Source organism: Candidatus Phycorickettsia trachydisci (genome assembly GCF_003015145.1).
Classification (GTDB): Bacteria; Pseudomonadota; Alphaproteobacteria; order Rickettsiales; family Rickettsiaceae; genus Phycorickettsia; species Phycorickettsia trachydisci.
In genome coordinates, this window is sequence record NZ_CP027845.1 from 1,185,137 (window position 1) to 1,199,082 (window position 13,946).

Consider the following 13,946-nt stretch of genomic DNA (forward strand, 5'->3'; position numbering starts at 1 on the left):
GGAACGAAGGCATTTTGAGATTCTATTTTTTAAACTAATCAATCTTAGTCATCAAAAGTAAATTTATTAAAATTTTAATTTTAACTTTATTAATTAGCTGCTATCATTTAAATATATTTATGCTCTAAGACAGGAAACTAGCCGTAATAAGATTTTAGTTAACTCTCAAAATAGCAAGGATCATATGGAAGAAGCAAAAAGACACTCCTCACCTCATTTTGTAGAGCACCCATCCCGCCAAGATGACTTCAGAACTATAATTAGAGAGCAAAATAACAAGTTAATCAAAGCTATAGACAACTCTGATTACCAAGAGATCTCACAAGTTATAAGTTTTATCCAAAAAGAAATTGGAAGAATTGAACAAGCATTAGACAGACAGAGATCTGAAGGTACATTACAGCGTCATAAAAGTATTTTTTTAGTAGGAGCTACTGGCTCTGGTAAAAGTACTTTACTTAATTATCTTGCAGGCAAAACATTAATTTATAAATACGAAAAGGAAGGAGATCAGGTGAAAAGGTTTCTAACTCCTAAAGACAATAGTATAGTGTTAGTAAGTGATGGTTATGGCTCTACTACATATATACCAAACATTCGAACCTTAGATTCACCAGATTTTCAAGGCGTTACATTTATTGATTTTGCAGGAGATTTTGATAGCATAGGCGTAGTAGGCGAAATCATTAACTCAGCAATAAGAAAGCTTGTAGCTAATAAACTCACAGGAGAAATGAAGCTTGTGTTTTTATGCCCTCAAAGCAATTTAGGCCCAGCAGGTCAATATGGTAGATTTTTTGCTGAAGGATTAGAAGCTCTTTCTAGTTTTATCGGTAACCTCGAAGATTTTAAAGATAACATAGCATTAGTTATTTCTCACGCTAATCGCACTAGTAATACTACTATAGAAATTAAAACTCAAACAAAAGAACGTCTTGGAGACACTTATTATAAATCTAAAGCTTTATTGAGCTATCTAATAGACAATGATAAAATCAAGGTATTTTGTAAGCCGGAAGAAACACAAAGCTGGTTTAGCTTTGGAAACTGCGAATATACTGCTCCCGAATGGATTCCTAATCAAAAAGAGGAACTTATTGAACTTATAAATACCAAACTAGCATATAAAAACATAAGTGATATATCCGGCTTTAATTTTTCTTTTTCCCCTAAGATAGGAGAAATAATGTCTCAAGTTAGTAAAATTATCAAAGATAAGATTAATGAGATTTTAGAAAGTAAGATAAGTGATATAATAGGACAGAGGTTTAAAGAACAAAAAGCTTCTGGTCAACAAGATAAATTTCCGAAATTTATAGAAGAACTAGAAAAGTTTACTATATCCCTTATCAAATCAGAAACAACGATAAAAAAATGTATAGAAGATTTTAATGAAGCTTTTCCAGATAACGAAGTAGAAATAGCTCTTTTTAATGAATTAATCAAAAATTTGAAATTCACAACACAATTTGCTAGCGATCAAGAAAATGCCACACAAAGATCTTGGAAAGTAGAGATTGATCACCTTTTCCGTAATCATCATGAGGCAGATTTATTTATTACTGCAAATCATAAAATTCCAAGTATAGAAAAAGAGATCGTTAATACCTTAAAACTTTATGCATCAAACTATAGACAATATATAGAGATCAAACCAGATAAAATAGAAGAATTTGTCAAATCTTTAGATGAATTAACTAGTCAAGAATCTACATTAGATGAGTACATTAATAAGCTCAATCAAAATAAGTTTTTACCAAAAATAAAAGTTGAACAATTTCTCAACTTATCTGCAGAATTGGAAACAGCAGCCAAAAAGATTAACAAACCTGAGATATGCTCAAAACCTTGGGGAAAAGAACTCATTGAAATTTTTAATCTAATTAAAGCTGATATAGAAAAAGTCTATGAAATAGATCAACAAGTTAAATTTAAGCAAGAAGGAGAAGAAGCGACTTATCTAGGTTACTGCGTTAAGATATCAGATGTTCAAAATAAAATCAAAAATAGAACCAACAGCAGGGGAGTTGAAGAAAGCAAAGGAGATCAAAAAATAAACCAACCAAATCAAGTTAAACATCTAAGGATTTTTGCACTTAGCGAGATTATTTTAGATACTGATCTGATCATGCCAGGTTGTGATGTTACTATCTTAGCCCCTACATGGAATATCCAAGGGAACTATACGATTGACCTAAAAGGAGAAGATGGGAAAGAACATACTGACCACGAAAAAGAAAGCTTAAATGGTAAAGCAGGAGGTAATGGAGGGAACTTTTTCGGCATTGGTGAAAAGTTTATTAATCCAAGAAATTTAACTATAAATGTCGATGGAGGAAAAGGTGGCCCAGGACAAAAAGGAAGTGATGGTGATAAAGGAGAAGACCTTTCACATGGTACAACTAACGATACAACACACTTGCTTAGTTGGCTCCAATATATTAGCGATAATACAGATATTATATATGGTAGCGAGTTTCAGAAGTTTATTGCAGATAAACTAGGCCAGCCTAAACATCAACAGATTTTCAATAAACTTAAGGCTAAATGGAATAATATAGTAAATGTAATACTAAGCGAAAATGTTAATATAAAACCTGATGAACAGGCTAGTAATCTCGAACAATTTATTAAAGTTGCAATTCAAGCTTTTAATGAAGATAACAAACCTGATACACATAGACATAGCTCCGTAAAAAACTTTGTAAATCGATTCAAGAAACACCCGAGCCAAAAACAGTTAAATAGTGAGCTCACCAAATTAAGTGAAGAGATTTTGAAGGATCAAACATCATCAGACTATAATCACCCTAGCATAGGTGGCAATGGAGGTCCCGGTGGTCAAGGGGGAGTTGGAGGCAAGGCAGGTACATGCAAGGTTATTGGCCTTAATACTAAGGTAAAAGTTAAAGGCAGCATCAAATCAGGGGAAAATGGACCTTATGGTGATCAAGGAGCCTTTGGAAAAGGAGGCACCATTACTCTTGAGGTAACAAGTATCAAGCCCACCCCATGCTGTCCATTAGGAAAACAATCTACGCAAACCCAAACATACACGTTAAAAGCACCTTCAGGAATTATGCCTTATGCAAATAATTTAACATTTCAAGCACCTTTAGACTCTGCCCAAGCTCCTAACCTAAGAATAAGCTTACTGGATTACGAAATGCTGTTAGGACAAAAATCTGATATGGTATATAAGCTGTCAAAGTCCTTCTGTCAAAAGTTCAAAAATCACCCAGAAGTAATATCAGAGGAAAATGCAGAATACTTTATCAATGAGTTGCTCAGATTAGAGAATTACATATCTACTACTACAAAAGTAAAATTTGATTTTCAACCCTTCTATTATGCAATCGCAGAAAGGATTAGTGATTATTCCAATTCCAGTACATTAGATGATCAATCAATAAAAAAACTAAAATACCTTTATACATTTACCTTAAGCAGAATTGCTCAACTAGATGCTAATTCTAAATCCAGTATAGTCATAAATATGGATAAGTTTTTTAATCAAATAAATAGCAATCTTCAAGCACTAAAAGAAGGAGAAAAAGTACAAAGAATTCAGGAATATAAAAAGAAGTATATAGGAGAAATTAATCAAAAAATTACAGAAGCACATTCCTTTATCAAACTCTTAATAGAAGATATCAAAAGTTCTGGTCAAGCACTAGCCACAGAAAATCAAAAATATCTAGAAAAAATTGAAAAAGAGATTAAAGCCTCTATAGATAATACAGTCACATTACAAAATAAAAAACAGGAGCTACAAAAGACTATAATAAAAACAACTTTATTAGGAACATTAAATATCATATTGCCAATTGTAGGCAGCGGCTTTGGTCCTCCAGGAGCAGCTATTGCAGCTGTGGTCGGTGGTTGCATAAACCTTATTAACAAACCAAATTTAGATGATACCTCAAAGCTTATAGAAAAATTAGACAAATTGAATACGGTTTGGACAAAACATAATATTAGTGATTTTACACAACCAGCAAAACAAGAAATTAGGGAAGATAGGGAATTGATTAAAAATCCATTGAAAAACAAGGAAGTAAGAGGGCAAGAGTTAGATAAGATCCGGAAATTAATTAAGGCCGTAAAACCAACTATTGAAGCAGCACAAAAGTTATTTAAAGACGTCAAAGAACAACGAGATAAAATCACTGAATCAAGGATTGCTATTGAAAAAGCCAAAACACTTGTAGAAGAATTGCAGAAGCATAGAGAAGAGACCATGGACTCATCGAAAGCACGCCTAGAGGAAATGACAAATCAGATAAAAAGTATTAACGATGCTTTAAAAGATAAATCAATTATCGCCATACAGTTCAATAAATCGGAAGTCAAAAAATTCTTTAAAGATATCAAAACAGAACTGAGTCAGATGGTCAGAGAATCATCAATGCAAGATGGATTTATAAAGATAATAGATAAAATGGTTGAAGCCATAGAAATTTCAATCAGCATTCATGAACATATCCAAGAATATAAGGAACATAGCGCTTTTGCTCACTACATAGGTGATATAACCTCAGCAGATATGCAAACAGACGAAGAACTACAGAAACTAGAAAACGCAAAACAACGCAATATCATATTAGAGCAATATTACAGCGCTGTTTCTCTAACCAAACAATGGGCCTTTCCTTTTGCTCACAAGTTTATAGATGACTCTGATATTTCAAAACCTTTTGATATTTTAGATAAGAATTTTAGTGAAGAAATAAAAACTACAACGCAAAAATTAATAGATAAAGTAACTGAATTTAGAACTTTACTCATAGCAAGGATGACCAATGTGAGAAAAAAGATAGAGTTTATAGACCCACCATTTTTTTCATGGTCTTATGATAACTATAAGACTGAAATCGAAGAGCTCTTAAACGGTAAACTGGTATTCTTAAATGCAGATGTAAACAAATTTCATCACAAGAAAACTGCAATTAAGTTCATGGATATAAGAATGGAGTTATATAACTCACATGAAAAAGTCTCTTTAGAGAATTATGAAATAGAACTAAAGCATAGCAGCAACTCATATTATAGATATGGTAACAATACGTATGCTATAAATCATGATACTCTTAATTTGACTTTCACTCCAGGTAAAATTAATGAAAATGAGACGAATGAATTTATACGAAAATCAAGCCATGTCAATCCTATGTTTAGCCCATACACTTTATGGTCTGTTAAGCTAAAAGAGATAGATAATCAAGGATTCAAAGGTTACACCAAACTTGCTTATTCCAATGACTTTGATCAGAAATTTACTTTATACAACAAGTTTAAAAAAGATATTTCAGCATTTGAGATACGTCTTGTAGGTATAGGTAAATACGTAGATGAACCTGAGCCTTCAATAAAACCAGAACTGCTAGATGCTTATTATGATAAAACTCTTTCCCTCACGCCTGAATTTGCATTAGAGGAGCAAATCAACCAAATGCCTTTCATAAGACCAAACGCCTTTAACCAAAGTAATAACCCAGATTATTGGTATGAAGCACAAGACATTGCAACAATCCAAGATGAACTAATGAAAGTATATAAAGAAGATTTCGTTATCCTACCTCCGATGAATGCGTCTTCTTTAGAGATTCTCAAAAATGCAATAAGTAAATTAGACGACAAACCAATACTATGTATCTATGACATAGGTGACTTAGACTGGACTGCTTTAGCTATTTCGAAAAACGAGGATGGCAACAAAAAAGCTTTGTATATAGGTCCATACGGTAAGGAGGACCGATCTTTATCAGAAGAGCTAGAAAAACTAGGTATTACCTTACCCTCTACTACAAACCATCAACAGGATACCGATCCATCTTGTGGAATCCTTGCTCTTAAGAATATGGAAATAATAGCCGAGCAAATTAAGTCTAATAAAGAAGATGTGCAATATTCTAACTTAGAAGACACAGATAACATCAGAGAAGAATTCGCAAAAATATATGTATGCAGCAAATATGAACAAATCAAAGACAAAAAAGAAAGAGATACAATAATATCAAAACTCAAAGAATATCATTCTAAGGAATTATCTGACCAGATCAAGGGAGTCCAGATTGATCAAAATACAGTTTCCTTTGAAATAAAAATTAATAACCTAGATAAAGCTACCTACGGCTATAGTTGTATAATAAACTGCAGTGATCAAGCTACTCAGGAAAAGATTCAAAAGAAACTCGGGACACAATATGAAATAAAAGGAAAAGACCTAACTTTAGAGATAACAAAATCGGACGAAGATTTGAAACGCGTGTTGACAAGGAACATCCTTCTACCAGTAGTAAATTTCTCCGAATTAGCAGAAAATTTGTACGTCATAAACGAAGACACCAAGAACCTGGCAAGACAGATTTATGATGAAAGATACGGAAAGCTGCATTCTTTATATACAGCTGCATTAAGTAGCAAAAGAGAAGACATAGAAAATTTAATAAAAGGAGAAATCAACATTGATACTAAAGATAGTTTTGGACGGACCCTCCTTCATTGGGCTGTTTTCAATAATAGTATAGAAGCCATAGAACTGTTATTAGAAAAAGGTGCTAATATCGACGCTGATAACAATAATGGTGAAACACCTTTATACTGGGCAGCAAGAAATGGCAATCAAAAAACAGCTAGCCTTTTACTACAAAAATGTGCTAATATCGACGCTCCTAATAATAATGACTGGACTCCTCTGAATAGCGCTGCAAATAAAGGTCACCTCGACGTTTTTAAAGAGCTCCTGGCCAATGGTGCTAATATCGAGACTACGGATCAGGACGGATGGACTCCTCTGAATAGCGCTGCAAATAAGGGTCACCTCGAGGTTGTACAGGCACTATTAAGCAATGAACCTAAACCTGACATCAACGCTGCTACCAAGGATGGCTGGACTCCTCTGAATACAGCTGCATATGAAGGTCACCTCGACTTTGTTAAAGAGCTTCTGGCCAATGGTGCTAATATCGATGCTGTAACTAAGCACCAATCTACGATTTTACATTGCGCTGTATCAAGCCAAAATATAGAACTAGTTAAATTCATATTAGATAAAAATCCTAATCTAGATCTAGAAGCAAAAGATGCTGATGGTGATACACCTCTCAGCTGGGCTACTGCAAAAGGTAATTTAGCAATAGTCAATATACTAATAGATAAAGATTCCGATATACAAGTTAAAAGCAATGATGGCCATACTCCTTTACATTGGGCTGCATAAAGAGGACATGCTAATGTAGTAGAATTGCTCTTAAGTAAAGGGTCAGATTTGGATTCAAAGCTTGATAATAACAAAACCTCTTTACACCTTGCCGCTGAAAATGGTCGTACTGAAGTTGTGAAGCTGCTTTTAGCAAAAGGTGCAGATAAACAAGCTCAAGATAAAGATGGTCATACTCCTCTAGAATTAGCTGAAAAAAATGGCAATCCAGAAATAATACAATTACTAAAAGGGGATAAAGATACTGACATGCAAACCATTCAGCTTGCCGTAGATCATGATATAGATACTTTAGATGAAGCCAGTAAGGGTTCTATAACAAGCATTGTGCTAGCGGATGAGGCGGCTGGTGGGGGGATTGTCATATCAGCTACTATTACAGGCGATGAAGCAAGAAGCGTGTTAGATGAGGCAGCATGATTTTTGTAAGACTTTTTGCAAAAAGGACCGTTTTTGCAAGATTCTTAGCATAACTTCAAAAATTCCCTATTTTACCGAAATTAATCTTGCAAAACGCTCTTGCGAAACCTAATCATGCAAAACCTCCATCTTAGCTGAATTATGCATAATTAGGTAACGTCAAATTGATTGTGTTTTTTCAGAGCCGACTACTTAATGTGAGCCAGTTTGTTGCAATGAAAGCGAGCTGAGCTCATTTCGAAATCAAGTCGCTACAATTAGCAATACCTAAACACGTAATTTTTTCATCTAGCCTAAAATTATGTGTTCCAGGTATTATCACATATAAATGTTCCAGTTCTAAAGCCTCTGAAGCTATACGCATTGATTTAGTTACGCAAGGTTTATCTGTATATTTAACCTCAAATCCTATTTTCTTCATACCCTTATTAATTATTAAATCTAACTCAGCACCATTGTGAGTTGCCCAAAAGTATGCATTTTCATAACAATCAAAATAGCGACTTATTTCTTCTACGACAAAACCTTCAAATGAACTTCCAATAGATGGATTAAATTGAAAATTTTCTGAGCTAAAATTAAGAAGTCTATGTAGTATACCACTATCCCTTATATATACCTTGGGTGATTTGATTTCACGCTTGCCTACATTAGTATACCAAGGTCTTAATAGTGTAATCATAAATGCACCTTCCAAAATATTTAAGTATCTCTTAACAGTCCGCTGATCTATACCTAAAGATTTACTTAAATTGTGCATATTAAGTATTTGTCCATGCATATGAGCTAGCATACGCCATAATTTACCTGCTACTTGTGGGGAGACTTCTAATCCCAAACCTAAAATATCTCTTTCTAAAAATGTTTTTATATATTCATCACGCCATCTTTCGCTAATTTTGCTTGATTTAGCTAAAAAACTCTTAGGAAAACCACCAACCTCCCATAATCGTTGCCAATTACTATCAACTTCTTCAAGAGAAAAGGGAGTAATTTGATGGTATCCTATACGACCAGCTAATGTTTCTGATGACTGATGTATTAAGTCTCTAGAAGCGCTGCCCGTAATTAAGAATCTTTGGTCTGGGTTGTTATCTACCAATACCCTCAATGTTCCAAATAAATCAGGTTTCAGCTGGACTTCATCTATCACTACTAACCCTTTCAGAGGTTCTAAAGTAAGTAATGGATTTTCAAGCTGAGATAAATGTAAAAAATTTTCGCAATCAAAAAAATGCACTTGATCATCTATATTCTTCATATACGTCTTAGCCAAAGTAGTTTTACCACTTTGCCTTGGTCCTAAAAGAGCGCATACTTGGTGCACTTCGTATTCTTCTTCTATTTTTTTTAATAGTTTGTTTCTTTTAATCTCCATGAAATAATAACGTTATCAAGTAATAATTTCATTGTAAATAACCTGATTCTATTAGTCAAATTATTTTCTTATCACTTACTAAATAATAAGATGGGTTCTGTCGCATCTTCTATGTTTTTAAAGATATTACTTTAGCCACAGGCTTTTCTCTTTTAATAATGATAATTTCTTTTTTATCACGTTGTAGTTGGCCAATTATTTCTAGACACTGAGCTTTAAATTGACTTATTGCTATTGTAATAGTCCTACAATTTATACTATAAGTTAAACTATACTATAGTTACAATATGGTTATTTATTATGATCAAGTATTTTTTTAGCTAGCCATTTATTTTTTATATGGTCATATCTATTAAAATTATTGTCTCAAAAAACGCTCGTTTTTTATACTTTTCATCCTCAATCAAAAAATTACCCCAATAGGAAAAGATCATTTTTAAGAGGGTCATTATTATGCATATTGAACAATCTGCAAATCCTGTCAGCTTTATTTTTTCTTCATAACTTGATTTGTAAAGAAATATTAAATAAAGTAAAATTAAGTCAATCTAAAAGGTAGATTTGCCATGAAAAAACCAGAAGATCTTTCTTCTTCCTCTCATGAGCTTGAATCGAAAGAACAAAACTCTTCTTTACAAAAAATACAAGCAGAACAAGCTTGCACAAGCATACATTACCCTATAGGCGATCACTCAAAACCCGAAACTACATTACCAACTACTGAAGAACTTAACCGAAACTTATTACAAGCAGCACTTGAAGGTCATGAGGATGAAATTGAAGCTTGTTTAGAACAAGGAGCCAATCCTAACGTGCGGGATTATTCGGGCAGAACCTCCTTACATATTGCAGCATTAGGATCTTACTCGAGAGCGGTAAATTCACTTTTAAAATTCAATGCAAGAGTTGATATTGTAGATGAATCTGGTAACACACCTTTACATTATGCTGTGAGTGGTAAGAGTGACTCTAGACCAAAAATAGTAAGCTCACTTTTAGAAACAGACATAAACATTGACGCATTAAATAAATTAGGACGTACAGCTCTTCATATAGCAGTAATTGAGAAAAATTCAGAAGTGATAACATTACTTTTGAAAAAAGGCGCGAATTTTGAAATAAAAGATAAATACGACAAAACTCCACTTAGTTTAGCAAAAGATCCAGGATTAGCAAACCTGATTTTAAAGTTACCTCCTCCTATACAACAAGATAAAACCTCATCACACCCAACACAAGTAAACAAAGGCTATAAAATAGACCAAGATAGTCCTATTACCTCATATTCTGAATCAAAAAACTACAATAAAAAATTTGAGAAAGCTTTGATAAGAACCGTAGACGAAGGAGATATAGAAAAATTAATCATGGCGTTAACACTAGATATTGACATAAGCCAAAGTACTACTGCATACCTTCTACATTGGGCTGCTATTGAAGGTCACACAAATTTAGTAGATCTACTTATAAAAAGAGGAGTAAATACTAAATCTAAATCATTTGGACGCACTCCTTTAGATTGGGCAATACGTAATGGTCACAAGGATGTTGCAGAGTTACTTACAGAAAAAGAACCCCAAACTACATTATCAGGTCACTATAATCTTAATCCTTTTGATCTATTCAATGAGGAAGATCCCGATGATTCTACTCAAGATAAAAGTCAATTTGGCTCACGTAAATATATTCCTACTCTTCAAAGCAAAAGACCAGCAAACCTCAACTCTGAAATTAAACTAGAAGATACTGATCTCTATAAAGCAGTCATAAATGGTAGCACAGAAAAAGTAAAAGAGCTCTTAGAAGTAAAATTTTTACATGTTAAAGACAACCAAGGTTATACTCTCCTACACTGGTCAGCTAGAAAAGGCTATTCAGACATTTTAAACTTACTCATCTCAGAAGGTGCTGATCCTAACGTTACGGATGAATCTGGAGACACACCTTTACATTCCGTAGCGATGCGGGGTCATACAAACATAGCAAGACTACTTGTCGAAGCAGGCGCTAAGCCTAACGTTGTGAATAAAATCAAAAACACACCATTATATGAGGCAATAATTCGAGGTTATACAGATATAGCAAAACTACTTATTGAGGCAAAGGCTGATCCTAATGCTGTAGATAAATGCAAATTCACCCCTTTGCATGAGGCAGCAATGCGGGGTTATACAGACATAACAAAACTACTGATTAAGGCAGGAGCAGATATTCATGCTAAAGATAATGAAGGATATACCCCTCTTGACTTAGCAAGAAAGTATAACCGCGAAGAAACGATAAAGCTACTTATGGAAGTAGAAACAAAAATCCAAACTGAAAATAGTAGCCTCCCAGAAGATTTGTCAATACAAGACGATAAATTAGGGGAACTTTCTGATGAGCTATTTGAGAGATATCAATCAATTTGTGACCAATATCAAAAAATTGCCGAGGAATTAGGGAATTTAAATGAAGATTCTTTAGCAAGGGTAATGCCAATAATCAAAGTCGGCAAAAGCGATGTAGATAATATACTTACCGCTCCAGGAATAATTTTATCTCAAGATAAAGATATAAAAGAGATCTATCACTCTCTTAAAAAATTACAAACGGCTCTAGCAAAACTAAGTAATCCATTATTATATGAAGCTGTAAAATCTATTAAAATAGACCAAAGCTCAAATGATGAAATAATAAAGAAGTTAGCTGACATATACTACCAAAATGAAGCTTGTAGGGTAGACCTAAGACAATTATTAATAGATATTAGGTTAGACTATCTTAATATAGATAATGTAGATGAACCTTATGAGTTAGGATCAACATTACTGATGTATGCAGTCTGTAAAGAAATGGATAAAAAAATAGACTCGTTGCTTCATAAAAAAGCTGATCCTTGTAAAGAAGATGGTTACGGTAATTCAGCTTTGTCTCTCGCACTCCAAAATGGTAATATAGAACTTGCTCTAAAATTTATTCAAACTAAACTATCAGAGGAAAAATGGGTCAATTTTCAAGAAGATTTATCTAAAGATGAAGATGGACTTTTTCACTTTATAGGATCTAATAAATTAAATTTATTAGATTTAGGTTTATGTCAAACCGAGGAAGGCCTTGACTCTTGTGTTATTGGAGCTTTAACAACTTACGAAGATACAAAGAATTTTAATTAAACTTTAACTGACTAAATATATTATGAAAGCTACCTCTTGGACTCACCCTAAAAATTTTGCAGATAAAAAACCCAACTCAACTAGATCAGGATTTAAAAAACAACCACAATCTATATATTTTAATAGAACAGATAATTGGCATAACGTCAAATATGACGTACGTTATCTGGATAGTCTAGCTAGTATAATCAATATTCAAAGTCCATGCGCCGCGGTAGCATATCTTCCTTCCCAAAACATTTATCTATTATCTTATAATGAAAATGCAGAGGAAGAAAACAAGGAAACAGTTAAATACTTAAGAAGTTTAATAATTGAAGCTAAAAATGATGAAGGAAAAAAGAAATTACTTTTAGGACTACATGTGGGTCTTAATCCTGACTTTTATCAAATTTCGAAATATTTACTTAGTGCAGCTTTTACAAATTCTTTGGGGAGTGAGCTTACAGGGAAAGTTAAAGGCTTGACACCATTATTAAACTTAGCAAAGAGAGGATATGGCACACAAATCTTAATAAATATACATGATAAATATGAAGAATTATTAAAGGAAATTAAACAAAATCCTTCAGGTATAAATGAAGCACAATTAGAGCTTATAATAAGACCCAAGCAGGATGTAGAAAAATTAATCTCTCACTTACAAGATAACCAGATAATAAAATTTAAGATTCTACCTAATCCTCTATGTTATCATGCTGAAATCAATATAGCACTTTCTCCAGAATTTCAACGAGAATTAAACAAAAATGAATCCGGCGCAAAAAACATAAAAGGGTAACCAGAAGAAAAATCTAAGATATCATATATAGATCTAAAAGTACTTAATCAAGATAAAATACAAGTATTTATTAGAGATATAATCAAAGACATAATGAAGCAAGAATACTTACCAGTATTTGAGGAACAAATAGCAAAAACTATCCAAGATAAAATAAGTGTAGTAGAAAAAAATCTCGAATTTTTTCCTTATATTGGTATTTCTAGGCTATCTTGCGCTGTATGCCATGATTTCTTAACAGTCCCTCACAGAGGAACTTATGGAATATTATTCCCAGCAAGTAGAGAACATGGACAAAAATCATTATGCGATATATTCAAAAGTACTCACACACCTCTTCGTATAACAAAAGATTTTTGTTATCAACATAAAAAACTTTCTCACGATCTTGATATAGAAAATTCTATATTAAGCTTAAAACATGATCTTCGCTTAATACCAATACCAGAATATACAACATCACAACAACATGATCTAAATTTAGAATCTAAAGACTTACCTAATTCAAGCGAAACAGCGACAGAAATACAGATATCAACTTCAGATCCGAATATAAACACATTAGGAGAACACACTGACGGGATGTGATTATAGATCTTTCTTACCTTAAACACGTTCAGTAGTAGTGATCTTTCCCCTTACACTTAACAACTATTTATTAACCTCTTGTAACTCTAATATCTCCCTGATCTGCCCAAGATAAAATTTTCTGATCACGCGTAATCAAGGTGGCTCCATAAACTTTTGTAGTGGCTACGATAATTCTATCTACTGGATCTCCATAAAATACATCTGTCAACAAAACATTTTCAGCCGCTACTTCTGGCGATATATCTTTGATAACCAAACCTGGTACACTGGGTTCAGGGGTGCAAAGGTACGTAACGCGCAATAGGGTATCTTGTATGTTAAAAGTAGCTTTAGTAAATAAAGCGCACTTAAGGTAAAACTTAAGTAAGAAGGCTAGTAAGTTGAAGGGTTTCTTAGGGC

General features: G+C 33.3%; 6 protein-coding genes and 1 pseudogene. 5 read left to right on the forward strand and 2 right to left on the reverse strand.

Annotated elements, in window-relative coordinates; genetic code table 11:
- Window positions 1-184: 184 nt before the first annotated feature.
- Window positions 185-7,222: an ankyrin repeat domain-containing protein gene (locus tag phytr_RS05125; RefSeq protein ID WP_106874800.1), complete on the forward strand. Its 7,038-nt coding sequence runs from the start codon at window positions 185-187 to the stop codon at window positions 7,220-7,222.
- A 15-nt stretch (window positions 7,223-7,237) separates the two neighbouring features.
- Window positions 7,238-7,642: pseudogene (locus phytr_RS05130) on the forward strand (ankyrin repeat domain-containing protein); the annotation flags it as partial.
- A gap of 232 nt (window positions 7,643-7,874) precedes the next feature.
- Here the strand turns inward: phytr_RS05130 and phytr_RS05135 are convergent.
- Window positions 7,875-9,014 (reverse strand): ATP-binding protein, encoded by a 1,140-nt coding sequence (locus phytr_RS05135; protein ID WP_410519431.1) that lies wholly within the window; start codon window positions 9,012-9,014, stop codon window positions 7,875-7,877.
- Between the two features lie 572 nt (window positions 9,015-9,586).
- On the opposite strand from phytr_RS05135, the gene phytr_RS05145 reads away from it, so the two are divergent.
- From phytr_RS05145 to phytr_RS05155, 3 genes are all read left to right on the forward strand, one after another.
- Entirely contained in the window at window positions 9,587-12,175 is a 2,589-nt protein-coding gene (locus tag phytr_RS05145) for an ankyrin repeat domain-containing protein (RefSeq protein WP_106874803.1), read from the forward strand.
- 22 nt (window positions 12,176-12,197) lie between these two features.
- Window positions 12,198-12,956: a hypothetical protein gene (locus phytr_RS05150; RefSeq protein ID WP_106874804.1), complete on the forward strand. Its 759-nt coding sequence runs from the start codon at window positions 12,198-12,200 to the stop codon at window positions 12,954-12,956.
- A gap of 93 nt (window positions 12,957-13,049) precedes the next feature.
- Window positions 13,050-13,544, forward strand: a complete 495-nt coding sequence (locus phytr_RS05155) for a hypothetical protein (protein ID WP_106874805.1) — start codon at window positions 13,050-13,052, stop codon at window positions 13,542-13,544.
- Window positions 13,545-13,614: 70 nt separating this feature from the next.
- On the opposite strand, the gene phytr_RS05160 is transcribed toward phytr_RS05155, so the two are convergent.
- Window positions 13,615-13,848, reverse strand: coding sequence for a PIN domain-containing protein (locus phytr_RS05160; protein ID WP_234352487.1), 234 nt, complete (start codon window positions 13,846-13,848; stop codon window positions 13,615-13,617).
- Between the last annotated feature and the right edge of the window lie 98 nt (window positions 13,849-13,946).